General features: G+C 40.2%; 30 protein-coding genes. 4 read left to right on the top strand and 26 right to left on the bottom strand.

The window, feature by feature from the left end; all coding sequences use genetic code 11:
• Positions 1–75 precede the first annotated feature (75 nt).
• The 10 genes from WC310_01585 to infA form a co-directional block, all read right to left on the bottom strand.
• The gene (locus tag WC310_01585; GenBank protein MFA5358496.1) at positions 76–390 is read right to left on the bottom strand and encodes a DUF5698 domain-containing protein; all 315 of its coding nucleotides are present in this window, start codon (positions 388–390) and stop codon (positions 76–78) included.
• Positions 391–675: 285 nt separating this feature from the next.
• The gene (rpsI, locus tag WC310_01580; GenBank protein MFA5358495.1) at positions 676–1,101 is read right to left on the bottom strand and encodes a 30S ribosomal protein S9; all 426 of its coding nucleotides are present in this window, start codon (positions 1,099–1,101) and stop codon (positions 676–678) included.
• Positions 1,102–1,103: 2 nt separating this feature from the next.
• The gene (rplM, locus tag WC310_01575; GenBank protein ID MFA5358494.1) at positions 1,104–1,484 is read right to left on the bottom strand and encodes a 50S ribosomal protein L13; all 381 of its coding nucleotides are present in this window, start codon (positions 1,482–1,484) and stop codon (positions 1,104–1,106) included.
• 1 nt (position 1,485) lies between these two features.
• Positions 1,486–1,836: a 50S ribosomal protein L17 gene (rplQ, locus tag WC310_01570; GenBank protein MFA5358493.1), complete on the bottom strand. Its 351-nt coding sequence runs from the start codon at positions 1,834–1,836 to the stop codon at positions 1,486–1,488.
• Between the two features lie 8 nt (positions 1,837–1,844).
• Positions 1,845–2,576, bottom strand: a complete 732-nt coding sequence (rpoA, locus tag WC310_01565; GenBank protein ID MFA5358492.1) for a DNA-directed RNA polymerase subunit alpha — start codon at positions 2,574–2,576, stop codon at positions 1,845–1,847.
• Positions 2,577–2,606: 30 nt separating this feature from the next.
• Entirely contained in the window at positions 2,607–3,236 is a 630-nt protein-coding gene (gene rpsD, locus WC310_01560) for a 30S ribosomal protein S4 (protein MFA5358491.1), read from the bottom strand.
• A 30-nt stretch (positions 3,237–3,266) separates the two neighbouring features.
• Complete coding sequence (gene rpsK, locus WC310_01555; GenBank protein ID MFA5358490.1) at positions 3,267–3,734, bottom strand: 30S ribosomal protein S11; 468 nt, start codon at positions 3,732–3,734, stop codon at positions 3,267–3,269.
• A 9-nt stretch (positions 3,735–3,743) separates the two neighbouring features.
• Positions 3,744–4,136: a 30S ribosomal protein S13 gene (gene rpsM / locus WC310_01550; protein MFA5358489.1), complete on the bottom strand. Its 393-nt coding sequence runs from the start codon at positions 4,134–4,136 to the stop codon at positions 3,744–3,746.
• Positions 4,137–4,142: 6 nt separating this feature from the next.
• Positions 4,143–4,259, bottom strand: a complete 117-nt coding sequence (gene rpmJ, locus WC310_01545) for a 50S ribosomal protein L36 (GenBank protein MFA5358488.1) — start codon at positions 4,257–4,259, stop codon at positions 4,143–4,145.
• Positions 4,260–4,263: 4 nt separating this feature from the next.
• The gene (infA, locus tag WC310_01540; GenBank protein ID MFA5358487.1) at positions 4,264–4,482 is read right to left on the bottom strand and encodes a translation initiation factor IF-1; all 219 of its coding nucleotides are present in this window, start codon (positions 4,480–4,482) and stop codon (positions 4,264–4,266) included.
• 472 nt (positions 4,483–4,954) lie between these two features.
• Between infA and WC310_01535 the strand changes: the two genes are divergently transcribed.
• Positions 4,955–5,509, top strand: a complete 555-nt coding sequence (locus WC310_01535; protein ID MFA5358486.1) for a hypothetical protein — start codon at positions 4,955–4,957, stop codon at positions 5,507–5,509.
• Between the two features lie 91 nt (positions 5,510–5,600).
• Here WC310_01535 and WC310_01530 read toward each other — a convergent pair whose 3' ends face one another.
• Entirely contained in the window at positions 5,601–6,701 is a 1,101-nt protein-coding gene (locus WC310_01530) for a CAP domain-containing protein (GenBank protein ID MFA5358485.1), read from the bottom strand.
• 79 nt (positions 6,702–6,780) lie between these two features.
• Entirely contained in the window at positions 6,781–8,673 is a 1,893-nt protein-coding gene (locus tag WC310_01525) for an alanine--tRNA ligase (GenBank protein MFA5358484.1), read from the bottom strand.
• Between the two features lie 146 nt (positions 8,674–8,819).
• On the opposite strand from WC310_01525, the gene WC310_01520 reads away from it, so the two are divergent.
• The gene (locus tag WC310_01520) at positions 8,820–9,176 is read left to right on the top strand and encodes a hypothetical protein (GenBank protein MFA5358483.1); all 357 of its coding nucleotides are present in this window, start codon (positions 8,820–8,822) and stop codon (positions 9,174–9,176) included.
• A 57-nt stretch (positions 9,177–9,233) separates the two neighbouring features.
• Here the strand turns inward: WC310_01520 and mnmA are convergent, their stop codons facing one another.
• Positions 9,234–10,325, bottom strand: a complete 1,092-nt coding sequence (gene mnmA / locus WC310_01515; protein MFA5358482.1) for a tRNA 2-thiouridine(34) synthase MnmA — start codon at positions 10,323–10,325, stop codon at positions 9,234–9,236.
• Between the two features lie 106 nt (positions 10,326–10,431).
• On the opposite strand from mnmA, the gene WC310_01510 reads away from it, so the two are divergent.
• On the top strand, positions 10,432–10,881 hold the full coding sequence (locus tag WC310_01510) for a hypothetical protein (protein MFA5358481.1): 450 nt from the start codon (positions 10,432–10,434) through the stop codon (positions 10,879–10,881).
• A 14-nt stretch (positions 10,882–10,895) separates the two neighbouring features.
• Here the strand turns inward: WC310_01510 and WC310_01505 are convergent, their stop codons facing one another.
• The 11 genes from WC310_01505 to WC310_01455 form a co-directional block, all read right to left on the bottom strand.
• Entirely contained in the window at positions 10,896–11,123 is a 228-nt protein-coding gene (locus tag WC310_01505; GenBank protein MFA5358480.1) for a hypothetical protein, read from the bottom strand.
• A gap of 28 nt (positions 11,124–11,151) precedes the next feature.
• Complete coding sequence (locus WC310_01500) at positions 11,152–12,144, bottom strand: hypothetical protein (protein ID MFA5358479.1); 993 nt, start codon at positions 12,142–12,144, stop codon at positions 11,152–11,154.
• A 94-nt stretch (positions 12,145–12,238) separates the two neighbouring features.
• Positions 12,239–13,129, bottom strand: coding sequence for an EamA family transporter (locus WC310_01495; GenBank protein MFA5358478.1), 891 nt, complete (start codon positions 13,127–13,129; stop codon positions 12,239–12,241).
• A gap of 99 nt (positions 13,130–13,228) precedes the next feature.
• Positions 13,229–13,894, bottom strand: a complete 666-nt coding sequence (locus WC310_01490; GenBank protein MFA5358477.1) for a response regulator transcription factor — start codon at positions 13,892–13,894, stop codon at positions 13,229–13,231.
• Positions 13,895–14,062: 168 nt separating this feature from the next.
• Entirely contained in the window at positions 14,063–14,188 is a 126-nt protein-coding gene (locus WC310_01485) for a hypothetical protein (protein ID MFA5358476.1), read from the bottom strand.
• Positions 14,189–14,214: 26 nt separating this feature from the next.
• Positions 14,215–15,714: a thymidine phosphorylase gene (locus tag WC310_01480; protein MFA5358475.1), complete on the bottom strand. Its 1,500-nt coding sequence runs from the start codon at positions 15,712–15,714 to the stop codon at positions 14,215–14,217.
• 73 nt (positions 15,715–15,787) lie between these two features.
• Positions 15,788–16,528 (bottom strand): hypothetical protein, encoded by a 741-nt coding sequence (locus tag WC310_01475; GenBank protein MFA5358474.1) that lies wholly within the window; start codon positions 16,526–16,528, stop codon positions 15,788–15,790.
• A gap of 50 nt (positions 16,529–16,578) precedes the next feature.
• Positions 16,579–16,902, bottom strand: coding sequence for a nucleoside triphosphate pyrophosphohydrolase (locus WC310_01470; GenBank protein MFA5358473.1), 324 nt, complete (start codon positions 16,900–16,902; stop codon positions 16,579–16,581).
• A gap of 5 nt (positions 16,903–16,907) precedes the next feature.
• Positions 16,908–17,291, bottom strand: coding sequence for a pyridoxamine 5'-phosphate oxidase family protein (locus tag WC310_01465; GenBank protein MFA5358472.1), 384 nt, complete (start codon positions 17,289–17,291; stop codon positions 16,908–16,910).
• An 8-nt stretch (positions 17,292–17,299) separates the two neighbouring features.
• Positions 17,300–18,610 (bottom strand): type III ribulose-bisphosphate carboxylase, encoded by a 1,311-nt coding sequence (gene rbcL, locus WC310_01460; protein ID MFA5358471.1) that lies wholly within the window; start codon positions 18,608–18,610, stop codon positions 17,300–17,302.
• 40 nt (positions 18,611–18,650) lie between these two features.
• Complete coding sequence (locus WC310_01455) at positions 18,651–19,571, bottom strand: S-methyl-5-thioribose-1-phosphate isomerase (protein ID MFA5358470.1); 921 nt, start codon at positions 19,569–19,571, stop codon at positions 18,651–18,653.
• A 197-nt stretch (positions 19,572–19,768) separates the two neighbouring features.
• Between WC310_01455 and WC310_01450 the strand changes: the two genes are divergently transcribed.
• Entirely contained in the window at positions 19,769–21,985 is a 2,217-nt protein-coding gene (locus WC310_01450; protein MFA5358469.1) for a DUF87 domain-containing protein, read from the top strand.
• 74 nt (positions 21,986–22,059) lie between these two features.
• On the opposite strand, the gene WC310_01445 is transcribed toward WC310_01450, so the two are convergent.
• Together WC310_01445 and WC310_01440 are read right to left on the bottom strand one after the other, a co-directional pair.
• Positions 22,060–23,751: a hypothetical protein gene (locus WC310_01445; GenBank protein ID MFA5358468.1), complete on the bottom strand. Its 1,692-nt coding sequence runs from the start codon at positions 23,749–23,751 to the stop codon at positions 22,060–22,062.
• Between the two features lie 134 nt (positions 23,752–23,885).
• Complete coding sequence (locus WC310_01440; protein ID MFA5358467.1) at positions 23,886–25,721, bottom strand: type IV secretion system DNA-binding domain-containing protein; 1,836 nt, start codon at positions 25,719–25,721, stop codon at positions 23,886–23,888.
• Between the last annotated feature and the right edge of the window lie 2 nt (positions 25,722–25,723).

The raw sequence follows: 25,723 nt of genomic DNA, 5'->3' as shown, positions 1-25,723 counted from the left end.
GCCTTCGCTATCTGCTCTTGGCGGTTTTAAGCTGCGCTTTGGTCCGGATAAGGATCCGGCAAAGGCGACTCTTCTTTAATCATAGATTTCTTGGCGTAATAGCTTCCAACCTTCTCTTAGAGAAAGTTTTACGGCTTTTTTGCGCTTTTTGTTAGTTTTGTTGAAGTAAGCAGTAGTAAGCATGGTGCCGATAGCGCAACCCAGGGCGTAAACGATTATCAACCAAAAATTGTTAATATTTTCCACCACTGATGCTAGCACGTAATACCAAATCATGATATTTACTACTGTCACTACTCCACTGGCCAAAACTTTGTTTTCTGATACTATCTTGGTCCAAATCGAAACGATAATCATTTCGATAATTCCGATAAAAAATAGAACCAGCATATTAATGTCTTTAGTTTGTTAATAATTCCGGGACGACCTTTATTTTTTTACTACGCCTACCCGGTTTTTTGTTATAGGCGTTGTGAAAAGTAAAAACGCCCTTTTGCAAGAACGCTTTTAATTTTCGAACTATATTATAGCTCATTACCTGTTTTTAGTCAACATGATTAAAATTTACCTTATAAATATTGATAAAACTATTTTTATCTAAAAAATATCCTTATTAAAACACCGAAAGCCCTGCTAAACAACAGGGCTTTAAATAAATCAATATATTTTTCGAGATTAACGTTTCTGCCATTGCGGGGCGCGACGAGCGCGACGTAAGCCCGGTTTTTTTCTTTCTTTAGCTCTTGGATCACGAGTCATAAAACCAAAAGGTTTCAGGGTTGCACGTAATTCCTTATCCATTTTGATCAAAGCCCTGGCAACACCGTGCAGTACGGCTTCGGCCTGGCTGTGGACTCCACCACCTTTTACCACGACGCTAAAAGACGCGTCGGCATAACCAGCCGCCTTGAGCGGATCTTCAATTTTTTTACGATCAATAGCAACGGTAAAATATTGCTCAAATTCCCTGCCATTGATACTGATATGCTTTTTTTTATTATCAAAAAGCCGAACCCTGGCAACTGCTGTTTTGCGTCTGCCTACGGCTTCAAAATATTTTCCAGCGATAATTTCGCTCTTAACTGGTTTTTTTTCGGTCATATTTATTTCTTAAATTTAAGTCGTTTCAACATCAACTTTTGTAAACGATTCTTAGGTAACATATACGAAACCGCGCGACGAATAACATCTTCCGGCTTTTGATCAAAAAGCTCTTTCATTTTTTTAATCTTTAAACCCCCCGGATGATGCGTGTGGCGATAATAGACCTTTTGACTAAGTTTTTTACCGGTGAATTTTACTTTGTCAGCGTTAGTTATTTCGACGAAATCCCCACAATCAGTATGAGGGCTATAGCCAGGTTTATTTTTACCCATCAGCAGTCCGGCAGTTTTGGTCGCTATTCTGCCAACAGCAAGTCCGGTCGCATCAATATGATGCGTTTCCTTTTTTAAACCGTAAGCATGTTTAGTAATCTTATTCATATTAAACGAATTCTATTAAAGCCATCTTAGCGGCGTCTTTTCTGTTAGTATCCAATTTGGTTATTCTAGTATATCCGCCCTTACGATCTTTGTAGCGCGGACCGATCTCTTCCATCATTTTTTTTACCGCGCCGGTAGTATAAAGATAAGAGCTTAATCTGCGACGAGCTGCCAGATCTCCCTTTTTTGCAGTAGTGATACAACGCTCTATCACCGAACGCAACACCTTAGCTTTGGCTTCAGTAGTCTTTATCTTTTCATGTAAAACAAAATTATTAGCGAGCCCTCGCAGCAAAGCCTTGCGAGCAGTGGCATTACGATCTAAAATTTTTATATTCTTTCGGTGTTTCATATTAAAAATTATTCTTCTTTACTCTCTTCAGATTTTCCCTTTACTGCCATATTCTGATCGCCCTTTAGCGCCTGAAATTGCCCAATCATAATATCAACCGCTTGATCAAAAGCTTCTTCCGGGGTAATAATTCCGTTGGTTTCGATATACAGATTTAGCTTGTCATAGTTGGTAATCTGACCGACGCGGGTATTTTCTACCTTATAACCAACAGCCACTACTGGAGAAAAAGTTGAATCAATAGCTATTTCCCCTACCATCAAATGAGCCTTGTCTTGATTGTCACTAGATATAAATCCGCGACCAGGAACAACAGTAACTTCCATTTCCAATTCTGATTTTTTATCAGTCAAAGTTGCAATCACTAAATCGGAATCAACCACTTCGACTTGAGCGTTAGCGTCAAAATCACCGGAAGTAACCACTTTTTCACCTTTAACTTTCAAAGTCATTTTTACCGGCTCATCGCCATGCAATTTAAAAATCAAACGTTTTAAATTTAAAATGATTTCTACGATATCTTCCTTAACGCCTTCAACGGCTGAGAATTCGTGGTCCACACCCTTAATTTTAAAAGAAGCAATAGCAGCTCCTGGCAAAGAAGACAATAAAACGCGTCTTAAAGTATTGCCCAGGGTTGTGCCATAGCCATAATAGCAAGGTTCAATGACCACGGTCTTTTGATTCTTGCCATCGCCTTTATGCCACTCGATTTTGGATGGTAATAATAAATTTTCCATAAGAGTGTGTGAATTAATTTATTTTTTATTTTATCTTGAGTAAAACTCAATGATAGCTTTAATGTCAAAAGAAGTATCAATTTCTTCACGAGCAGGTTTATTTAAAACCTTGCCTTCAAGATTTTTACCTTCCAGCGCTAACCAAGAAGGAATATTAGCCTTGCCCAATTTTTCTGAAAGGTTGGCAAATATTTTAGATTTTTGCGCCTTGGTACTTACTGATATTTTATCGCCGACTTTAACTTGAAACGAAGGAATGTTCACTTTTTTACCGTTAACGACAAAATGACCGTGCAAAACCAGCTGTCTTGCTTGAGTACGGGAAGCGGCAAAACCCAAACGATAAACCACGCTGTCTAAACGCATCTCCAGTAAACGCAACAACTCGAGATTGGCATCGCCTTTCGTATTAGTCGCCATAACATAATATTTACTGAACTGTTTTTCCAAAATACCATAAATTCTTTTAGCTTTTTGCTTTTCAGTAAGTTGCTCACCATAGCCGGTTGATTTACCGCGTCCTTTGACGCCATGAATTCCTGGCGGATAGTTTCTTTTTACTATAGCGCATTTTGCGGTATTACAACGCTCACCCTTTAAAAAGAGCTTGGCTCCCGCCCGACGACATCGGGCACATTTTGCATCTAGTTTTCTTGCCATAATATTGAAAATCTATCTATTAAAAATTAATTAGATACGGCGCGGTTTTTGCTGTCGGCAACCATTGTGCGGAATAGGAGTAATATCTTTGATAGTTAATACCTGGATACCATTAGCATTAATAGCGCGAACAGCCGACTCACGACCAGCACCGACACCTTTAACAAAAACATTCACTTCTTTTAGACCATAAGGCTGAACTTTTTCTACCGCTGCTTTAACGATAATACTGGCGGCATAAGGAGTGGCTTTTTTCGGACCCTTAAAACCGCATTGACCGGCAGAGCTCCAAGTGAGAACATTACCGTTTTGATCAGTAAAAGTAACTATAGTATTGTTGTAAGAAGCCTGAATATAAGCCCGACCAAGCGAAACCTGACGTTTGGTCTTTTTTCTGCCTTTTTTAGCGGCAGCAACAGCTGCGGTTTCTGCGCCTTGCGCGACCGTCACTAACTGCTCCTTACCTTCTTCGGTTTGAATTTGTTTTTCTTCAATCATAAGTTATCCTTAAGTCTTTTGCGCTGGCGGTTTTTTACCGCTAGCCATGGTTTTACGGGTATTACCGCGCACGGTGCGGCTATTAGTTTTGGTGCGCTGACCACGAACAGGCAAGTTTCGAGCATGCCGAGAACCGCGATAGCTGCCAATTTCTTTCAACCGTTTAATATTAGTTAAAACTTCTCTTTTTAAATCTCCTTCGATGCGATATTCTTTTTCTACAATATTACGAATCTTATTTGCTTCTTCGTCGGTTAAATCTTTCACTCTTTTATCCGGACTAACGCCGGCTTTTGTCAAAACCTTTTGCGCAAAAAATAAACCAATACCATAAATAGCCGGCAAAGCGGCTTCTATTCTTTTATTGTTATCGAGGGTAACGCCGGAAATTCTTAATACCATAATTAATTATCCTTGTCTTTGTTTATGTTTAGGACTTTTAGAACAAATAACCATTCTCCGTTTTTTACGAATAATGATTTTGCAATCTTTACAAATTTTTTTTACCGAAGCTCTGACTTTCATAGTTTTAAAATCTATAGGTTATACGACCTTTGGTCAAATCGTACGGAGTCATTTCGATCCTAACCTCGTCTCCTGGCAGCAAACGAATTTTATTCATTCGCATTCTACCGGAAAGATGAGCTAAAATCTCATGACCGTTCATTAGCTTTACGCGGAAAGTCGCACTAGGTAATAATTCTAGGACTTCCCCCCTCATTTCGATAAAATCTTTTTTTGCGTTCATTGTGTAAAAAGTTGACAGTATTATATATTATTTAAAAATAAAGTCAAGCAGCTAAAAACCATTTGGCAATATCCCAGCTGCGCGCTCCACTGCCAATGGTTCTTTTGTTTAATTTTAGGTAATTTGAATCAATATAATTCAAGTACTTGGTATTATAGAGAATGCTGTAAAATAAGTCAATTCCTATTTGGTAGCGAGTAGAGGGTAGAGGGTAGCGAGTATTGAGTAGCGAGTGATAATTCAAAAGTCCCTTACTTATTGGCTATTTCTCACTACCCGCTACCCACTACCATCTGGACATTATTGCCTCAAATCTTGACAAAAATCAACCAATATGATATATTCCAACATTCCCAATCATTGGGAAAACCCTGTAAGACGGAGGGCATTTTTTCCGTCTAGGTAGCTCACTTCGTGACTACCGCCCATAAAATCACATCCACCGTCGGTGGAAAGTGAAGGGAGATATGAAATGAGACCTTGTGATTTTTATGTATTAAAACAAAACGCTTTTTCTGTGGTGACCTTTACTGGCAAGAACGACACACTACTGTCGATTCTTGCCGCAACCACACCAATAGTGTGTGGCAAAAATGTTTGTAGCTTCCGGGTTGACATCACCGGACAAAAAACAGTGGTGCTCGCCCTGGATGCGTATTCGTGTGTGTTCTCTAAGGCGAAACACCCTTATAGAGAACATTTCCAATTCTTCGTCGCCATTGAGGTTGATGGCGAAGAAGTAACTGTCAGCGAAAAAGAGTTCTGGAATCCGCTTCCAGGACGCAACGGATCGGTCAGCAACGATAACGTCGTCGCGCTAATCGATGGCGTCTACTATGGCTCCAAGAAACAAAAGGATTTGTTCTTGGGTGAATTGAGAGATAAGCCTTATCGGCACGTGCCCGATGCCAACATGCTACTGTGCTACCTCGCCATTGCCAATAAAGTCGAGGCCGAGGCGGTTGTCGCCGCTGCCGAGAAGGTCGAGGCCGAGTGTCGTATCGCCAAAACACCGGCGACCGACTGACATATTTGCATCAAAAAACCCACCCGAGTCAGACTCGGGTGGTTCTTTTTTTATCTCCAATCCCCAACTACTACCTGCCAACTACCAACTACTACACGATTTCCATCACCTTAGTCACAATCTTTTCCACAAAATGAAACTTGCTAGTCGCAAGAACAAACACGAGTAAAATCAAAGTCGCGGTATAACCGATAATATGAGGATGTTGCACCCGTATTTGAATAAAAATTTTGAGCGTCAAGGCGACAATCAAGAATGCCAGGAAAGCATAGAAAAATTTATCTACGAAAAATATAATATTATTAACCAAATCTCGCGCCCTGCTTGTTTCCGGCACTGCCACCACTACCGGCGCGTTAGACTCAATTTCTTGTAATACTTTACCACCATTAGGCATCTGTATTTCTGAATCTTGGATAGCATAAGGATTATTTGCCCATTCTTTCACAAAAATATCTTGCTTATCGGCAACTTCCAATCCAACTTCTTGTCCTTGTGACATTGCCGCGTTTTCATAAGCAACCGCCTTTTGTTGAATGTCTTTTGGTACTGAAGCAACGATCTGCTTATGCGTCGAACCAAAATACTGCACTAAAACAGCAGTGTCCTTGCCATCGATTTTGCCATAAGCGATACCAACACCGATTTCTTCGTAGCGCGGATTAATAATATTTTTACGATGCGACGGACTATTCATAAAAGCTCGGTGCACGCTTTCGGCGCTAGAAAAATCCATCGCCAGATTTTCCCCCGCCGCGTAATAAGCATAACCCACATCATCAAGCCAAACCCACGGCTTGTCGCCGTTTGGCGCAGTGTGACTAAAATACCCCTTGGTAATCATGTCATTAGCTTTTTCCTGTGCCGCTTCTGTTAATAAAGAATTGATTGTTAAACCAGAAATTCCCATCTCTGTCCTGGCCTGATTAGCCAATTCGATAATACCATCAGTTATCTTGGCGGAAAAAACTAAATAAGAAGGGTAGACGACAAAAAGAAGAACTGTTAAAAAAACCTTGATAAAAATCAAGGCAATGGCGTAAAAACGTAAATGTCTAGTACTCAAAGCTTGCGGTAAATAGCCATTATCCTGGTGCGGAATAAAATGTTTTTTGAACCACATCCGAAAATGGCGCGAAAACTTCTGATACCAAGTTTCGTGCCAAAAATGTTTTAAAAACTTTTCTTTCATTGACATACAACACTTGTATTTTAAAACATTATAGACATTTTGTAAATACAAATCGCCGCGCGCCGAAAACCGAACGACATTATTCCAACACCGCCTTAATCCGACGTACACCGGAGCTAGACGATTCTTCTTTGGTTATTTTGAAGTGTCCCAGTTCACTAGCGTTTTCTACATGCGGACCGCCGCAGATTTCCCGAGAAAAGTCACCGATACTGTAAACTTTTACTTTATCGCCGTATTTGTTTTCAAAAACACCGGTCGCGCCCATTTGCCTGGCTTCGTCTAACGTCATCTCTTTCATCACCACTGGTAGCTTTTTGGCAATCTGCTCGTTAACAATATTTTCGACTTGCTTTAGCTGCTCCGGAGTCATTTTTTCGCCATGGGAAAAATCAAAGCGTAGTCGCTCGGCTGTAATATTACTGCCCTTTTGCGAAACATGGTCACCAAGTACGCGACGCAAGGCTTCGAGCATCAAATGCGCAGCTGTGTGTAGTCTAGTAGTTTCTACTCCAGCGTCAGCTAGCCCGCCTTTGAACATACCAGCAGAGGCAGTACGGGAAAGATCCTGGTGTTCTTTTAACTTCTGACTAAAATCTTTAATATCAACTTCGATGTCTTTCTCTTTAGCCAACTCAATTATCATTTCTATTGGGAAACCAAAACTTTGATAGAGATAAAAAGCAGTCTCTCCGGAAATCCTGTCTTCTAAATCAGAACAAGGGTCGTTATCCATTATTCTCTTATTGCTCTGCACTCTTTCAAATTCTTTTATTCCTAATTCTAATGTTTTTTTAAATTTTACTTCCTCCTCTGTTATTTCTTTAATTATTTTAGTTTGTCGCTCTAATAAATAGGGATAAAAATCAGAATACTCGCCAACAACTTCTTTAGCCACTTCGGCGCAGAAAGATTTACTGATTCCCAAATCATGAGCAAAGCGAACCGCCCGACGGATTAAACGACGGGTAAAATATCCTTGCTCTTTATTGGAAGGCGCAGCTCCGTCGGCAATTAGAAAAGTCGCGGCGCGTAGATGATCTATGATTACGCGGAAAGCCTTGGTTTCTTTTTGATCCTGGTTGTAAACCTTGCCTGACAATTTTTCTAGTATCCCTTTAATCGGCGCAAATAAATCAATGTTAAAAACATCTGGCGTGCCGTTTACTGCCGCGGTCATACGTTCCAGTCCGCCACCAAAGTCGATATTTTTATTTTTTAATTCTTCAAAACCTTTATCAGTCTTAATATATTGCATGAAGACATTGTTACCGATTTCCATGAATCGACCACAATCGCAGTTGACGTGGCACGGCTGATCGGCAAAAACCGACTTCTCATGTAGCCCTAGCTCTGCACCAAAATCCCAAAACATTTCTGAGTCAGGACCGCCTGGTTCGCCCACCGGCATGTTAGCAGTTACGCCGGAGCGTGACCACCAATTTTTTGTCTCGTCATAATAAAATATCCGTCCGTCTTGCAAACCATTTTTTTCGGCAAGGTCTACCGCCTTAGCTTCGACACCAACGGCGGCAAACTGCTCCTGCCAAAGCTTCACCGCTTCTTCGTCCTTTGCTATACCAATATCTTCTTTGCCGCGAAAAACGGTAACATAAATGCGTTTTGAGTCTAAACCAATTTCCTTGGTCAAAAACTCAAACATCCAGCCGATTTGCTCTTTTTTGAAATAATCGCCTAGGCTCCAATTGCCAAGCATCTCAAAAAAAGTTGTGTGACGGGCATCACCCGCTTCATCAATATCTTGAGTGCGAAAACATTTCTGCGAATCGACCAATTTATTTCCTGACGGGTGTTTTTCGCCAAGCAAGTACGGAATCATCGGTTGCATGCCGGCGCTAGTAAAAAGCGTGGTCGGATCGTTTTCCGGAATCAAAGAAGCCGAAGGAACAATCACGTGCCCCTTGGATTCAAAAAACTTTAGATATTTTTCGCGTAGCTCACTAGCTTTCATAAACGTATAGTAAATATATCATTTAAATCTAGCCCAATCAAGTTATTTCAGCCAAATAGTTGACAAAGGTATAAAGAAATGGTAAAGTCTGAAATCACAATCTGAACTTAAACAATTCAACAATATAAACCCAAAAGGAGGAAAAGGTGAAAAAAATTGTTGTCATCCTGCTGTTGCTGGCGCTCCTGGCTACGGTCGCCTGCGCCGGAAAAAATGAAACAAAAAACGTCAAGAAAGAGTTTTACTCCATATCGTTTGTCGACTATGCACGCTTCGCTTTCCTAGTAAAGCAGCCCGACAACTCTTACAAGCTGGAATACTACCTTGTCGGCGGTATTTTTTCCAATAACTCTCCCACCTTTTTTGCCGACGTGCCTCTGGACGAACCAGTTTGGTTCGAATGCATTGGCAAGACCGCTTCTTGTAATCCGCTCAACGTGCACGTCCACAATCTCACTGAAATAGGCGGCGATGTCATGGCGCTCGTAGAGGAAAAACAATAAATAGCATCAACTCAAAAACCCGTTCGCGCAAGCGTTCGGGTTTTTACTTTTTACTTTTTACTTAATCACCCCTCCACCAAGCAACTCAACCTGCCTACCACGTTTGGCGTAAAAAACTATTGATTGCCCCTGCGTGACTGCCCGCTGCGGTGTTTTAAACCTTACAACTATCTTACCACCGGATTTACTGACCACCACTGGCACAGCCGGATGACGATAGCGAATCTTGGCTAAACATTTAAACGGCAGCTTGGGTGATTTTCCCACTACCCAATTCACACTACCCGCTACCAGCTTATCGCTAAACAACTTTTTGTCATTGGGATTATTAGTTACTATCAACCGATTTTTTTTCAAATCAAAGCCCGTAACATAATACGGTCCTTCACCAGAGCCAACACCTTTACGCTGACCGATGGTATAAAGCGGTAACCCTAAATGATCACCGACCGCGTTGCCCTTGGTATCAACTATTTTCCCCGGCTTCATTTTGAGATAACGCCGCAAAAATTCATTGTGGTCTTTTTCTGGCACAAAACAAATCTCTTGGCTTTCGCGTTTCTCGGCAGTCGGTAAATGAAACTTTTTTGCCAAGCCTCTCACCTCTAATTTAGTATAGTCACCCACCGGAAACAAAAGATATTTCAAATCGCTTTGTTTAAGGTTATAAAGAAAATACGTTTGGTCCTTCTCTTTATCCTCTGCAACGAGTAGCTGATAATTCGCCGCGCGCCGCGCTTTTTTTATATAGTGTCCCGTCGCCAAATAATCAGCACCCATCGCCCGCACCTTTTGAAGTAAAGCGCCACATTTGATAAACTTGTTGCAGGCGACGCAAGGATTTGGAGTTTTTCCCTTGGCATATTCGCACAAAAAACTATCGACAATTTTTTCCTTAAAAATCTCGTCAAAATTTAACGTGTAAAGCTTGATCCCCAATTTTTGGCATACCCGGCGAGCGTCTTCAAAACTGGCAAGCGAACAACACTTATTATCCTTTTGTGCCATACCAGTCGGATCAGTCCAAAAATGCATAAATACGCCAAAACAATCATAACCGGCCTTAACTAATAACGCGGCTGCGACTGACGAATCCACTCCGCCAGACATGGCAATTGCCACTGTTTTATTAATATTTTTAGCATTCATTTAATTTGATTATAGATAATAATCTGCAAGTATTGACATTTTTATTTAGATATAATATATTATTAAGTCAAATAAACAAAAAAGCAAGGGGAAAAAGGGGTAGTCCATGACAACAAAAGTATTGCACCTAGTGATACTGGAAAACGACGAAGAGGAAAAATTCGTCTTTTCTCTCCCCGCCCTAGACCTAGAAAATTATCTTAAAAAAATAATTCCCGATGAGTTGTTAGAAAGATTCCAATTTCTAGGCAGGGTTGCACCGCAGGGAGACACCGGCTGTAGAATCGAGGTTATTAACAAGAAAGGGGGTAATTTAGTTTTTCTTTCACAAATTCCATCTGCCAAGTGGATAAAATCGTCTTTCACCGCCATGCCCAGCAGCATGGTTGTCGTTGACAAAAATAGATCCCGCACTTTTCGACTTGGCGCCAGATACGCCAAGATAAAATGTTATGTTTTCAAAAAAACAAAAGAAGGCGCCGTCCCGATAGAAACAATCTACGCACTGGCGCCGACAGAGGAAATCCTCATCAAAACCAATAAAGCCGCTGAGTAACCAGTGGCTTTTTCTTATTTTTTATCAGCAGAAGTATTTTTATCAGGATAACAGCACAAAACATTATCCAGATATTTTATGCCACAAAAATATTCACAAATAGAAGTATTCTTCACCGCGCATCTATGAATATTAACCCCCTCTATTTCGTTCCAAGGACATTTCGCTTGCTTCCACGAAGTCTTGTCTTCTGAAGTAAGGTCAATATCCATGTTGGCTCCATCTAAAATTTTTATTTCCATAATCTATTTACTATTTCCTATCTACTGCTTACTCCCAAAGCTTTTTCGCCTCTTGCCAATAGCCGTCGACACTATTTTTCTCCTTCATCCAATACCACCACTCTGCACCCCAGAGGTAAACAGTGTCAAAACCAGCGCGCCGAACGTATTGCAAATTACTTTTAAATTGCTCCTGATCCATGGATTTGTATTGTTGGGACAAAGGATACTGTTGAATTGGCACGTTACTCCACGGCTCGGCTTGCAGTTCAGTTACAATAACATCTTTTACTCCGGTAATTTTTTTTATTGCCAGCGCTTTGTAATAATAATAAGAGGCGGGAATCGGCCAGCGCCAAAAACCGGTTTTCTCATTCCACACCACGCGATACATTGTCGTCCCCAAAACATCGGCGATTTTTGCCGTGGGAATCCAGCTGCTTAGTTCACCGCTATCAGAAACTACCACTTGGCGCGAATCAAGCGACCGCACCAAAGCCACTTCTTTTTTTAGCTCCGTTTTGTCCGGTGCCGGGCAAACTCCGAACCAACCGACTAAAGGCTCGTTTTCCACCTGCCAAGCGATAACGTTATCATAATCACGATAACGCTCTACCGCCAACCGAATAATCTCCAACAATTCTTTTTCGCGGTCTTCTTTGCTCAAGTCACTCCACCAGTCCGGCTGATAACATTCCGGCCAACGCGGCAACTTACGACCGATTGTTAAAAGTATTTTAGCCCCGGACTGCTTAGCCGACTTTACTTGCCAGTCTAGCGTCGTCCAGTCATAAACGTCTTTTTGCGTTTCAATTTTATTCCAAACAGCAGTCAGGCGAATATGATCGACTTTTAAATCATTTAAAATATCGACGTAAATTTTTTGCGGATCAAGACCCAGATCTTCTGCATAATAAGGGTCGAAACTGACACCCCAAGAAGTATGGTCAGGAGTAAAATCGAGAAAAAAAAGTCGTACGCCAAAAAAAACCAAAAAAATTAATATGCCGATTAGCAATATTTTTTCTAAAAAATGACGCATTTTGAAAGTATTTAGTAATTAGCTTGCCTCGCTGAAATCCACGACGACGGATATAGGTTGACGGTTACTGCTTAAAAAACATTCTAATCCCTGACTACCAAGACAAAATAAACAAACCAAAAACGATCAATCCTATAGAAATAATTTTTTGCAGATAAACCCGTCTCGACAAGTCTTCTTCAAGTAAATGAGGATTTTTGCGCTTTAACGTTAAAACAATGGCAAACAAAAATACGTATTGCAAACCCTGCAGGGCATTGACTAGGGACACTGAAGCGATCGAAATTGCCCAGCTAACCATAATCATTGACAGCGCTCCGCACGCCTGACCGGTTAAAAATAAATACCTTGATCCACTGGCAGAACTCGTGGCAGTAGCAAAAATTGCCTGGCGATTATCTTTTTTTAGCAATAAAAACAATACTGCCACCACCGAACTCAGCCGGATCCAAACAAAAGCGGAGATAAAACTTTGATTTAGGTAAGCGTATTTGGTAATGGTATAAGAAATAGCCAAAAAAATCGCTGATGGTATAGCAATCAAAAACGCCCTGGAAAAACTTTTACCTTTTTTAAAATTTAACGAAATCAAAAATGTTCCAAATAGAATAACAAAAAACGCCAGTATTTGACTGGTCGCCAAACGCTCGCCCAAAAACAGCCAGGCAAGAATAAAAATAATAAACGGGTTTAATCCGCCAATAAAAGGCGTAACCCGAGAAGCGTCTTCTTTTTTTAAAGCAGTAAACATCAAATACAAACCGATGGCAAAAGTCGCACCAGCCAAAAAGTTGTATAACATTTGCAATGCTGGCGGTATGACAAAATCAAATGGCAGCAAAACTACCGTGATTATGCCCAAGGCACAAATATAAAAAGTATAAGCAGCCGGATGAGGCACCTGCCTGCGCAACAACGTTTTGTCGATTGCCATCGCTACGGCGTTTAAAGCATAAGCGATAACTACAATTAATAGCCAATTCATGGTTTTATTATAGCAAATAAAAAATCGGGCGGAAACACTTCCATCCGATTTTTTATTTTAGACGGGATAAACCCCGTTTTTTTATAATCAACCTATAAATTACTTTCCCATTTTATAACCCATGCCATGAACGGTTTGAATAATATGCCCATTTTCATCATTCATTTTTTTTCGTAACGACCTGATGTGCACATCGACAGTATTAGTAAAAGGATCGATATTCATATCCCAAACGTGTTCAAGCATCATGTTTCGCGAAAGCACCATGCCTTCGTTACGCATCATATATTCAAGCAATCCAAACTCTTTTACTCTCAAATCCAGCTCTCTACCGTCCAAAGTGGCTTTATGAGTTTTTGAATCTAAAATTAAATTATCAATTTGATAAACCTCTTTCACCGGAGGTTTCGGTCGCCGTAGCTGAACTCGCATCCGACAATACAGCTCTTCCAGGGCAAATGGTTTAGTGATATAGTCATCGGCTCCATTATCAAAAGCTTTTATTTTGTCTTCAGTCTGGTTCATCACCGTCAACATTATAATTGGAATTTCTTTTTTGACCGTACGAATCTCTTTACAAACCTCGAAACCATCAATATCTGGCAGCATTACGTCCAGCAAAATAATGTCATAGTCGTTTGTTTTTCCTAGAAAAGCTCCTTTTTTTCCCGACGGCGTAACATCAATAGTATATTTTTCTATTTTCAACGCCCGGATAATAAAGGAAGCAATATCTTCCTCGTCTTCAACCAATAAAACTCGCATATATTTTTACTTATTTCTTTTTTATTTAAATTACTATAAATAGTATAAAATATCAATTATTAAATATTTCTAAACTTATTTAAATCCTGCCTTATGATATTTTGGCTATTTTTAGCTATTTAAATAAGTCCCAAATATCACTTCGGGACTTATTCGCGAACCAACGGACTATTTGGTTTTGCAACCGCAGGAACAATCCTCTTCACACTGACAGCAATGATAACAGCGGTCAGGTTCACAAGAGCAACTATTTTTTTCGTCCAGCGGCAAACCACACTCAATGCACTCTGCCATATATTTTGTTCTTTATTTATTAATAATTATTTTATTTTGACTACTTCGATTCTGTTTAAAACTTGCAACGCCAAATTAATCCTGTCTTGATTGCGGGCATAAAGAGTAAACAGCTTGTCTCCTTTTTTTATCTTTTCACCATAATCAACATGAAAATGCATGCCGGCAAGTTTTTCCGTTGGCGCGCCAAGACTCATACAAACTTCGTTAACCATTTTATTGTCGATTAAAATTATCTTACCGCTTTTTTTGGCGTGAATCTCATAACGTACTGCCCCACTGACCAAATTTTCCGACTGCTGATTTTTCTTACCGCCCTGCGCTACTATTATCTCGTTCATTTTATTCCAAGCCGCGCCAGAACGTAATTGCTCCATAGCAATTTTTTTGCCTTGGCCTTTTTTACAAAAACCTTTCAATTCTAGTAATTCGCCGGCAAGATAAACGGCTTTGTTTTCTAAATCTTTCGGACGTAACTCATGTTGTTGTAGCACCCGGAGCACGTCACGTGCTTCCAGCGCCGGCCCCACGCCGCGTCCGACTGGTTCCAGGGCTTTAGTCAGCACCACTTTTACCTTCATTTTAAATCTAGCGCCAAGCTTAACAAATTTGCGCGCTATTTCATTACCGGTTTTCAAATCTTTTACTTTTGCTGTAGGACCATATGGCAAATCAATCACCAAATAATCAACCCCCATGGCGACTTTTTTTGCCATAATCGAAACAATCATTTTGTCATGAGACTCCATGGCTAGCGGTCTGGATACTTGAATGATCTTGTCATCAGCCGGCGCTAGCGCCAGTCCCCCGCCCCAAACCAAACAAGCGTGAGTTTTTTTGATTATCTCTTTTATCTTTTTCATTGAATGACTGACCGGCGCCAGTACTTCCATTGTATCAGCCGTGCCGGCCGGTGAAGTAATAGCCCGCGAAGAAGTTTTGGGAATATACAAACCAAGCGACGCAATAATTGGAATAACTAGCATCGTCGTACGGTTGTTAGGAATACCGCCGATGGAGTGTTTGTCCACTACTTCCACGCCCAAGTTCATCTCTTCTCCTGTTTCAGCCATAGCTTTAGCAATATAATACATCTCCTCATCGCTGTAAGGATGAATAAAACCAGAAGCCGCATAGTAAGTTGTTTCTATATCAGTCAACCGATCGGTTGATATATCAGAAATTATTGAATAAATTTCATCATAATCAAGACTCTTTCCTAGCATTTTTTTCTTGATCGCCTCAATCGATGCCGGACGAGAAATCATCTCTATTTCCACCAGCTGCTCATCGTCCATCCATTCCTTACCCTTCCAAACTTCGGTAAAAAGCCCGATATACCCCGGATCGACTTTGGAATTGGTAAACTGAAAATTAACTATCAGCTGACGGTTTTTGCTCCAACGAAGCATTATTTTATCGTGAGGCAAAATACCAAAATTTTCCGCCTCTTTACGGTTAACCACGGCAATCGGCTCGTCACCGGTAGAAAAATCGAGTTTCTTTGATTTGAGATAGAAAGGCATAAAGAAATTAATTTATAATCATATCCCCATAGGACATCTCCCAAAGGGAGGCGAGTTAACAATTACGGATAAATTAAAGAAATTTTACACTTTTAACAATATCCTCAAATTTTTTGTCTATTCCATCTATAATATTCCAATCCGGAATTCGAACATAAGACATAACAAATCCGTTAAATTCAGAATTAGGATTATAAAAATAGTATTGTGCCGTCGCTACGTCGCTTTCTTCACCTTCGGAAACGTCGATAAATATATGTTTGGCAATCAAAACACCATTCTTATTAGTGAAAACTGAACAATTTTCTTTATTATTACAATAATTTTTTATATAACTTTCATTATCAATATTAACCCCCGCGTCACCCCAAAAACCTCCACGAGCAGGTAAAATCGTATCTTTATTAATAGCAGTTAAAAACAAAGCGTTTTTACTTCCAGTGCCAGAAAAAGTCAAAAAAGCCGGTATACTGGAAGTGTCTTTGACAATCGGTCCCCAATATTCCGGATAATCAAAAGAGATTTTAAACTCATTGTCTATATATTTAGCCGACTTCAATCTCTGCACGACGGTTAAGCCTAAATTACTGATCCTTATTTTTAATTCTTCGTTCTCGATTTTTAATTCGTCTCTTTCTTTTTCACACATTTTTTGCCAACCATTACACCATTCCAAATCTGAGGTTAAATCTTCAATTTGTTTATATTTGGCAACCAGCTTTTTCGTTTCGAACTGATAAAAATAAATACTGCCGGAAATCAGTAATCCTAAAAGGACAACAATGATTATTGTTATTTTTAGTTTTGATGCCATAAAACTGTTTTTTAAATAATTAATAATTACGAATAGATTTTTAAAAGTCACTAACTTCTAATTAAAAATATTTTTTTGTCAAAACTGCCCCGTTCTTCCCTTTTCTGTTGTTGGCGATCGACAACTTCTTGTTGACTTAAACCCTCAAGCTTCATAATCGCTTCTAATACTTCCAGTACGTCAGCTATCTCGTTTATCACCTCCTGCTTATCACCACCTTGTTTTTCTACCAATTCTTGGGATTCTTCTAACAACTTTTTATAAAGCTCCGAGCGATATTCAGCATCTTCTAGTGTCCTTGTTTCGCTTTTTCCACCCTGAGAAGCAATATACTCCGGTATCTTGTCTCTAATTAATTTGTTATATTCTTTCATAGTTTTTAAAATCTAGCGATGGTTTTTCCGGTTTCTAGGTCATCTATCTTTTTTACCCTGATTATCAAAACACCTTTGGGCTGATAACCTTTGTTGGTTGGTAATTTGCGGACAATATCTAGCCATTTACCGCTAGTAAAATACTCCGTGGTACCAATTAGTTTCCACCACAAATCCTTGTAGTGATAAAGCAAGGCAATGTTTTTGTTTTCTTTAATATTCTTAACCGTCTGATTCATATGGTTGTCGGTCAATACCAAAGAACCATCGGCATTAATCTTGCATATTTCCGCGGCGATAATATTTGGCACACCGCTTTTACTCACTGTTGCCACGGAAACAACGGAGTCAATCTTTATCTTCTTCAAAAAATATTTCTTCCCCGCCATATTATTAATTATTTTTTCGCCCAATATTCCACCGCTACTTTCAGTTCCGGGCTAATTTTTACCGCTTCTTTGATACTAATCCCCTTACTTGCCGCTTCTACAGCCGCGCGAGCAGCTTTGGCGCCGGCTAGCGATCCGTTTGGATGGCCGTGGATACCACCGCCAAAATTGATAATCAAATCATTACCCAGCATTTCGACGAGCGGGAAAGCTAACGCCGGATGTAGCCCACCTGAAGCAATTGGCATGGTTGATTTTATGCCTGACCAATCTTCGCGCAAAAGATCAACAACACCATCATCTTCGTGCAAGAAATGATCAATCACCGACACTTCTTCTGGCGTACCTTCCATTTTGCCTACCACCGTACCGGTGTGTAGCTGATCAATACCAGCCAGGCGCGAAAGTTTAGCAACCACGAGCATGGAAATACCATGACGAACATCCTTGGTAAAAGTCGAGTGCCCAGCGCGATGTCCATGAATTATTAGACCAAGCTTTTGCGCTCGCAAATACTGAATCGCCGACCAACCCATAGTCACGATATCGACCATGATGCAATTACCGCCTTTGGCTTTGACGTATTTGGCGCGTTTTAGGGCAATGTCAGCTGGCGCAGTGACATTGAAAACATAAACTTTTTTCTCACCGGTTTCTTTTTCGACTTTCTTTTTTGCCGCCAGTACTTCATTGACCCGGTCTTCAAATTTGTTGAAAGATAAACTGGTTAGATTTTCGTCGTCTTTGATCACATCCACACCGCCTTTCCAGGTTTGGTAGGCCAATTTGCCGTATTCCTTGGCGTTCATACCCACTTTTGGCTTCATGATAGAGCCAACCAGCGGTCGATTTTTGATACCAATTAACTTGCGGATTCCGGCAATACCAAGCTGCGGTCCAGAAAAACTATCAATCAATACTTTTGGAAACTCGATATCTTCTAGACGCAGACGCTCAACCATTTTCATGGAAAAAACATTACCGCCGATGCTGGACAAAATTTGCGGAATACTGCCAAGTTCAAAAAGATCGAGCGGGTAAGCGATTTTGATAAAGCCGCGCTTTTTGTCTATCACAAAAATCTTTGGCGACAACTGTTTTTTTACCTTATCAGACAGCGTATCGAGGTGAGTCCAAGTACCGATTGACGACTCTCCGGCCACTGCTTCAGCCACCACTTCAAACTTTTCCCCGCCCGCCGAAGCCTTGGTGGAAGTGGGACCTTTGGCCGGCTCCAGATAATAAGTCACGACCACGTCTTTATCGTAATTTGGTTTATAGTTTAAATTAGCGTAACCTTTATATGATGTTTGGTACATAAAGACAAGTTAAGAATAAAAAGTTGCGATAATATCTTTTTTACTTTCTAAGCAGCCACGGATATTTTTTCTTTACCATCTTTCGTATATTCTTTGGTTTAATAACACCAAATTCCGTAATAAAACCGGTAATAAACTTAGCCGGAATTAAATCAAAAGCAAAATTAACTATTTCCAACCCTTTTGGTGCTTGCGACCAGACTTCTTTTGCCGATCGACGCTCTATTTCAATACGTCCGTCATCGTCGGTTTTGAGTAAATGTGCCACGATGTAAAGCGGTATTTTTTGTTCAACGGCAGCTAAAGCAATATTAAAGCTACCGATTTTATTGACCGCTGAACCATGAGAAAAAATCACGTCAGCGCCGATCAAAACCTTATCTATAACAACATCCTTTCCCGAATGCGAGGTAATCAAAAAAGCAGCCGCTGAATCGGTCACCATAGTGACGTCAATTTTATTTTGCAGTAGATTTTTAGCAGTAATCCTACCTTGATAGAGCGGTCGCGTTTCGGTGTTAAAAACCTTTATCTTTTTACCGATTTTTTTGGCATTAACTAAAATATGCTCGACAGTAGAAGAATGGCAATGAGTCATGATGTGATCGCCGTCTTTTACCACCTGCTGACCATACTGAATAATATTATCTTGTCCTAGATCAATAAACTGCAAAACTTCCTTGGCAATTTCGGTCAAAGCCTTTTTGCCGGCATCAACTGTAGTCAAACCCTGAATATTGGCAATCAACAAACGGCTAAGATTTTGCGCCATCGGTTCTGTTGGTCGCACTGAGAGTAAAAAACTGGCGTTATCTTTTAACGCCGAAAGCCAACGACTATAACCTTTCTCCGGGCAAGCCAAACCTTCTTTCTTTAATTCAAAAATAATTGATCTGGCTATGGCGGTCGCGCCCTGGATTTTTAAATCCTTGATTTGTTGGTAAGTTTTTTCTAAAGCCATAAGTAATAGATATTATAGCAAATTTTTTCGCCTACCGCCAAAGGTCAGAATTACAAGGGAATAGTATACGGTATACAGTATACAGGGGCTAAACCTATTTCCTACATACTGTATACTCACCCCTGCATACTTATCCGAAACCTCTTTATCTACCAGCCATTTATTGCTATAATACCACCGAGATAAACACCTACCCTATGCCAATAAAAAATAACTCTGCGGCTAAAAAAACGATCCTTATCCGCTTCCCCTTTATTCCGATAGAAAATCATATCCAAAAATTTGAGCGTTTTTTCTTTGATTTATATTACCTGTTGCTTCAAGAAGAACCGGAAAATAGCCTCGCTTTAGAAATCGCCAACATTAAAGAAACGATTAACTTTTACATGACCGCTCCGGAAGGATTGGTTGTTCCCATTACCAATATTATTTTTTCCATATTTCCTGATGCCGAAATAGAGGTTCTGGAAAAATTTGCCAATATTAATACCATCCCCAACAACGCCCTTGGCTTCAATATCACGCTAGCCCAACAAGAAGCATATTCTATCCGCACCTACCAACAAACGGTCGGTCATGACCCGTTGGTACCGTTTTTAAATCTAGCCAGCAGTGTACCACCTGGGCACGCCATCTTATTTCAAATAATCATAGCTCCCCGCGATGAGGAACTGGGCGGCAGTGGTCGTAGCGCGCTATTTTATGTCAGTAAAGAAAGCGGCGAATCCAAAGAAAAACCAAAATTTGACGCCACCATGCGACTACTGTACTTTTTCCCAGAAAACCAAGAATTTGAAGCGAAAAATAAAATCCGCGAGATCGTCCGTGCTTTTCACGAATTTTCCTCCGAGCGTAATAAACTTGTTTTCAACCGAGTGGAAAACTCACAAAACATCCTGACTAATTTTTTCAGCAGAAAAAACGAAAATCGGTCAATACTTAATACCGAGGAAATCACCACTCTTTTTCACATTCCCGATCCTGCTCTAAAAATTGAAGCTATCGACTGGGTGATGTCAAAAAGAGCTCAGCCTCCGTTTAACCTGCCAACAGCAGAAAACACGGCTGACACCGAAATTTCCCTTATTGCCAACACTAACTTCCGTGGGTCGAACAAACTTTTTGGTATCAAAAGAGCTGATCGGCGTCGCCATCTTTACATTATCGGCAAAAGCGGCACCGGCAAAAGCAAACTACTAGTGTCCCTGATCAACGACGATATCCGCCACAAAAAAGGTGTCTGCGTTATCGACCCTCACGGCGATCTAGTTCATGAAGTCATTCAGTTTGTTCCTAAAGAAAGAATAAACGACGTAATTGTTTTTAACGCTTCCGACCTACAATACCCGGTACCTTTTAATATTTTAGAAAAAGTTCCACGAGAAATGAAACAGCAGGTTACTCAAGGATTAATCGAAGTGTTCAAAAAATTCTTCGGCGGTGACTGGTCACCAAAAATCGAACACGTTTTTCGTTTCACCACCCTAGCCATGCTTGATTATGAAGAAAGCTCCATAGTCGGCATGCAAAAAATGCTTACCAACCGTAAATTTCGCCAAAAAGTGATACCACAAATCAAAGATAGCGTGGTCAAACACTTTTGGGCTAACGAATTTTCTTCCTGGTCAGAAAAATTTGACAATGAAGCCATTCTGCCGTTAGTCAATAAATTGGGACAATTTTTGTCGAACGAACTGGTGCGCAATATTGTCGTCCAGCCGAAAAATACCATCAATTTTGACGATATAATGAATAATGAAAAAATATTGCTGATCGAGCTGTCACGCGGTCTACTGGGAGAAGAAAACGCTAACTTGCTCGGCGCCATGATTATTACAAAAATTTATCAAACCGCCATGAGTCGAGCCAGAGTGTCTGAATCAGAGCGCAACGACTTCTATCTCTACATCGACGAATTTCAAAACTTTGCTACTGAAACTTTTGAAAATATTTTGTCCGAGGCCCGCAAGTATCGTCTCTGTCTCACTGTCTCTCATCAATTCCTGAGCCAAGTACCAAAGGACGTCAAAGGTGCGGTATTTGGTAATGTCGGTTCACTAATATCTTTCCGTGTTGGTGCTGATGACGGTGACTTTATCTCCAAAGAATTTTATCCGGTATTTAACGTTCACGATTTTATCAATCTTGATGTCCGCGAAATCTTGATCAAAATGTCTATCGATGGCCAAACCTCTCCGCCATTTTCTGCTTATACAAAACTTGTCCCGCAGCCACCGCAAGACTGGGAACAAATCACCAAAGAAGTAATCGACCGCTCACATAACGTTTACGGCCGCAAGTTATCAGAGGTGGAAGATTACGTAAATAAAATAAATATGGATGAAGACGTTAGCGGCTCTAGCCCAGGTAGCACTCCAGGACAAGAATCGACTTTCGAGCAACCCATGGTATAAGTATGCAGGGGTGAATATGCAGTATACGGGGAATAAGTCTAGCTCCTGCATACTGTATACCGTATACTATTCCCTTAATAAATTTCCTTCCTATAACACTCCTCACAATAAACTAACTCTAATCTATCTGGCGCATAGGTGGTCTCAAATTCTACCGGACATTTGCCGTCATGGCCGTGTTCAGTGCTCTCGCACATACATTGGCGGTGATATAGACTCATTGGGCTTCTCTTATGCAATCTTTCTAAATGTCTCTGATTTGGTGACTTACGAGGTAATGGTAAACCAAAACGTCGATAAAAAGCCAATTCTTCTTTAATAATACGATAGTTTACTCCAGTCGTTGAACACTTTAAAACCTGCTCCAAAATTTTATCATCAACATCTACTATATTAGAAGGCAAATCTTGCGGTTGAATAGTTTCCTTGCCAAAAGTTCCAGGCAAAACATCTCGCCACTTACCACCCAATGCTAAAACTTCTTCTTTTGTTTTAGGGTAATATTCAATCGCTGTTGATTCGTTATAACCAAAAAGAGAGAGAGCTAAAGGAAAAAATTCACCCCATTCGCCCGTGTCTTTCATATGTTTAATAATTCTAGGCACTAGCTTGTTATAGTCCTCTTCAGTATATTGTTTATTTAAAATACAATACTTCCCTCGACGTAATCCTACGCAACCGAAACAATAAGAGGTATTGGGATAACAGTTATCACAATAATAAAGAAAGTTACAACTGCTAAAACAATCGTGACAAAACAACAAATGATAAACATTCTGACCTACCGATATCCCTTGATAACAAAGCTCTGCGCCTTGACCCCAATGACAAATATCCATGCAATCTTTTACGCCATTCACCACGTTCTGCATGTAAGCGCAGTTTTCTGCCTCGCTAATATCAAAACAAGTTCGACAATTTTTAGTATTAGCAATATAATCTCCGCTACTGTTCTCGGTTTTTATCACATGAGCAAAACGATGGGGTTTCTGCAAATAAATATCATGGGTCTGCTTTTTATACTCTTCAATACTATCAATATTAAAATTGAAGAGTTGTTTTATTTTCTGACTATATTCTATTTCGGAATACTGCTTATTAAAAATACAATGTTTAGCGTTTTTTAGTTCGACACAACCGAAACAATCACTGCAACCCGTGCATTCTTGACAAAAATAACAATCACGACAATTATGACAATTGTCACACCAAAAACAAGAATATAACCCACTACAATCTAAACACTCATAACAAAGCTCACATTTGTGGATAACGTCGCAATCAATACAACTCTGAGAATTGTAAGCCACCTCGCAATAATGGCAATCATCTGTATAACTAGCATTAAAACTTAGATAGCAATTCTTGACATGATTAACACCGTTACAATATTCGGAATTAATTACCGTATCAGCCAAAACTCCTGCATGTGGTTGAGGTACTACTAATAATAGTTCCTTGAATTGCTCAAAAAAAGTTCGGGAAAAATCAAAGTCACGACCATATGTTCTTGCGTCCCAACCATCACCTTCCCACTCTTTTACTTCATAAACCGGAAAAGGCGTTCCGGGGGCAAAATGAGAAATTATATCTTTGCCAGTTTTGTCGCACTTCCTAGCATATAAATTTCTCCGATTGCGAAATGCTTTTAGTTGAGCCGCTCGACAACTAGGGCATTTGTTTGGCTCGGGTACGTCCATTTTAACGTAAAACGTCTTGTCTTCGGGATAAATAGTAAATTCTTTTTGACAATTTTTGCAAATCATAAATAAGGGACAAGGTACAAGGTACAAGTAAGCAACAAACTTGCTCCTCGTACCTTGCTCCTTGTTACTTTTAAGTAATAAAAACGAGTATAAAGCTTTATCCCCCTTATACTCGTTTAATCAATAACATAGTTTTAAATAATATCATCAAATGAAATTTTTGTCGACCCAGATCCCCCTGCCGCCGAAGCAGGTTTGGCGGGATGATTTTCATTAGCTGCAGCAGCAGGACGATAGTCTTGTCGTGGTCGGTCATTGCGATGTTCGCGACGATAAGCCCCTCCAGCGCCTTCTCCGAATGATTTCTTGGGAGTAAAAGTTGGTGCTTGCACGCTCTTAGTTTCGCCGCTCGGAATATTGACCTTTTTATTCTGATTAGTAGCACCGGGATTGGACGGATTAGAACTCGTTCCGCCCGCCGAAGGTTCACCAAACTTTCTTGGTTTGCTCAGCTCTTTCAAACAATTTTTGCAATAAACCGGCTTGTTAGGATTAGGATCAAATGATAGATAGGTTATTTTGCCGCAATTACTGCACAACCAAGGCAAATTACGTTCCGGAGTCGGTCGATCAGCAATCTCAGCCTTAACTATTTTACCCTGAAATTCGATCTCTCCCATTCTTATTTTTTTTGGTTCTTCACCATTATCAATTTCACTCAAACTATTATCTCCGGCTCCCTCGTCGCCGACACTCCACCGTCTGATTTTATCCTCCACTTCGTTCCGATCCCTGCCATAACGCTCCCGAGAAACTTTAATAATTTTTTCACTTACGTCTGATTCTTCTGGCTCAAATAATGGCGGTAAGGTTTTAGCCGAAAAAGGTTCGGAAGCGACGCCGTCAATCATCAACTTCAGATATATTTCAAATTTTGTCAGATTAACTAAATCTTCCTCGGTAAACCGCGGGGCGAACTCTTTGGCTAATCCTTCAGCGTCAGCAGCGCCAACACGAAAAACAATCATTGTTCCGACGTTACCGAATACAGCAGCCTTTACCTCGTCAATCAGTTGCTCGACGTACTGATGAGCAATAGTTAGATTGAGACGATATTTACGGGCCTCAGACAAAATATTGGTAAAACTTTCCGTGGCAAAGTTTTGAAATTCGTCGACGTAAAGGAAAAAATCTTTGCGGGTTTCTTCAGGAATATCAACACGGCTCATTGCCGAAAGCTGAATTTGCGTAATCATCATCGCTCCAAGCAATTGCGAAGTGTCCTCTCCGATTCTACCTTTAGACAAATTCATAATCAAAACTTTTCCCTCATCCATCACTTTTCTAATATCAAAAGATGATTTAACCTGACCAACAATATTACGAATAAGATAGTTGGACAAAAATTGTCCGATTTTATTTTGAATAGGAGCAATCGCTTCCTGGGCAAATTTATCAGGATAACGAGAGAACTCATCGACCCAGAAAGATTTTACCACTGGGTCATCAACATTAGAAACTATTTTTTTACGATACGCCTTATCCACTAAAATACGCATTACACCAAGCAGTGTAGTTCCTTCGTTGTCTAGTAGTGCCAAAATAGCGTTACGCAACAAATACTCCAAACGAGGTCCCCAGGAATCCGCCCAAATCTTTTTAAAAATACCTACCAACCCCGAAGCCACCATATGTCGTTGTCTTTTATCGCGCAGTTCCAAAATATTAAAAGCTACCGGATTATCGATATCGGAAGGGTTAAAATATATCACGTCATTGATTCTCCTTGCCGGCACGTAGTTCAAAATCTTTTCAGCACTGTCTCCATGCGGATCAATAAAAGCTAGACCATGACCATTTTTGATGTCCTGAATAATCATATTTTCCAGCAACGTGGTTTTACCCATACCGGTTTTACCGATAATATACATGTGGCGCCGACGGTCATCTAGTTTGATACCAAAACGCCGCTCCTGGTTGCGAAAACTAGTAGCACCGAAAAAATTAATTTCATTTTTATTTATTTCCATAA

This window comes from Patescibacteria group bacterium (assembly GCA_041653535.1).
Lineage (GTDB): Bacteria > Patescibacteriota > Patescibacteriia > JACRDY01 > JACRDY01 > JBAZFH01.
Note: the sequence above shows the minus strand (reverse complement) of the source record. Positions and strands in the feature narration are given on the sequence as shown.

Excerpts from the sequence above, each read along its gene's own strand:
- WC310_01465 (MFA5358472.1), bottom strand. The coding sequence starts at position 17,291 with ATGGCGGGGAAGAAATATTTTTTGAAGAAGATAAAGATTGACTCCGTT.
- WC310_01455 (MFA5358470.1), bottom strand. The coding sequence starts at position 19,571 with ATGGCTTTAGAAAAAACTTACCAACAAATCAAGGATTTAAAAATCCAG.
- WC310_01470 (MFA5358473.1), bottom strand. The coding sequence starts at position 16,902 with ATGAAAGAATATAACAAATTAATTAGAGACAAGATACCGGAGTATATT.
- WC310_01485 (MFA5358476.1), bottom strand. The coding sequence starts at position 14,188 with ATGGCAGAGTGCATTGAGTGTGGTTTGCCGCTGGACGAAAAAAATAGT.
- WC310_01585 (MFA5358496.1), bottom strand. The coding sequence starts at position 390 with ATGCTGGTTCTATTTTTTATCGGAATTATCGAAATGATTATCGTTTCG.
- WC310_01510 (MFA5358481.1), top strand. The coding sequence starts at position 10,432 with ATGACAACAAAAGTATTGCACCTAGTGATACTGGAAAACGACGAAGAG.
- rpsD (MFA5358491.1), bottom strand. The coding sequence starts at position 3,236 with ATGGCAAGAAAACTAGATGCAAAATGTGCCCGATGTCGTCGGGCGGGA.
- WC310_01535 (MFA5358486.1), top strand. The coding sequence starts at position 4,955 with ATGAGACCTTGTGATTTTTATGTATTAAAACAAAACGCTTTTTCTGTG.
- WC310_01475 (MFA5358474.1), bottom strand. The coding sequence starts at position 16,528 with ATGGCATCAAAACTAAAAATAACAATAATCATTGTTGTCCTTTTAGGA.
- WC310_01500 (MFA5358479.1), bottom strand. The coding sequence starts at position 12,144 with ATGCGTCATTTTTTAGAAAAAATATTGCTAATCGGCATATTAATTTTT.
- rplM (MFA5358494.1), bottom strand. The coding sequence starts at position 1,484 with ATGAATAAGATTACTAAACATGCTTACGGTTTAAAAAAGGAAACGCAT.
- WC310_01440 (MFA5358467.1), bottom strand. The coding sequence starts at position 25,721 with ATGGAAATAAATAAAAATGAAATTAATTTTTTCGGTGCTACTAGTTTT.
- rpsK (MFA5358490.1), bottom strand. The coding sequence starts at position 3,734 with ATGATTGAAGAAAAACAAATTCAAACCGAAGAAGGTAAGGAGCAGTTA.
- rpsI (MFA5358495.1), bottom strand. The coding sequence starts at position 1,101 with ATGACCGAAAAAAAACCAGTTAAGAGCGAAATTATCGCTGGAAAATAT.
- mnmA (MFA5358482.1), bottom strand. The coding sequence starts at position 10,325 with ATGAATGCTAAAAATATTAATAAAACAGTGGCAATTGCCATGTCTGGC.
- rpsM (MFA5358489.1), bottom strand. The coding sequence starts at position 4,136 with ATGGTATTAAGAATTTCCGGCGTTACCCTCGATAACAATAAAAGAATA.
- WC310_01490 (MFA5358477.1), bottom strand. The coding sequence starts at position 13,894 with ATGCGAGTTTTATTGGTTGAAGACGAGGAAGATATTGCTTCCTTTATT.
- rpoA (MFA5358492.1), bottom strand. The coding sequence starts at position 2,576 with ATGGAAAATTTATTATTACCATCCAAAATCGAGTGGCATAAAGGCGAT.
- WC310_01525 (MFA5358484.1), bottom strand. The coding sequence starts at position 8,673 with ATGAAAGCTAGTGAGCTACGCGAAAAATATCTAAAGTTTTTTGAATCC.
- WC310_01505 (MFA5358480.1), bottom strand. The coding sequence starts at position 11,123 with ATGGAAATAAAAATTTTAGATGGAGCCAACATGGATATTGACCTTACT.
- infA (MFA5358487.1), bottom strand. The coding sequence starts at position 4,482 with ATGAACGCAAAAAAAGATTTTATCGAAATGAGGGGGGAAGTCCTAGAA.
- rpmJ (MFA5358488.1), bottom strand. The coding sequence starts at position 4,259 with ATGAAAGTCAGAGCTTCGGTAAAAAAAATTTGTAAAGATTGCAAAATC.
- rplQ (MFA5358493.1), bottom strand. The coding sequence starts at position 1,836 with ATGAAACACCGAAAGAATATAAAAATTTTAGATCGTAATGCCACTGCT.
- WC310_01450 (MFA5358469.1), top strand. The coding sequence starts at position 19,769 with ATGCCAATAAAAAATAACTCTGCGGCTAAAAAAACGATCCTTATCCGC.
- WC310_01495 (MFA5358478.1), bottom strand. The coding sequence starts at position 13,129 with ATGAATTGGCTATTAATTGTAGTTATCGCTTATGCTTTAAACGCCGTA.
- WC310_01445 (MFA5358468.1), bottom strand. The coding sequence starts at position 23,751 with ATGATTTGCAAAAATTGTCAAAAAGAATTTACTATTTATCCCGAAGAC.
- WC310_01530 (MFA5358485.1), bottom strand. The coding sequence starts at position 6,701 with ATGAAAGAAAAGTTTTTAAAACATTTTTGGCACGAAACTTGGTATCAG.
- rbcL (MFA5358471.1), bottom strand. The coding sequence starts at position 18,610 with ATGTACCAAACATCATATAAAGGTTACGCTAATTTAAACTATAAACCA.
- WC310_01480 (MFA5358475.1), bottom strand. The coding sequence starts at position 15,714 with ATGCCTTTCTATCTCAAATCAAAGAAACTCGATTTTTCTACCGGTGAC.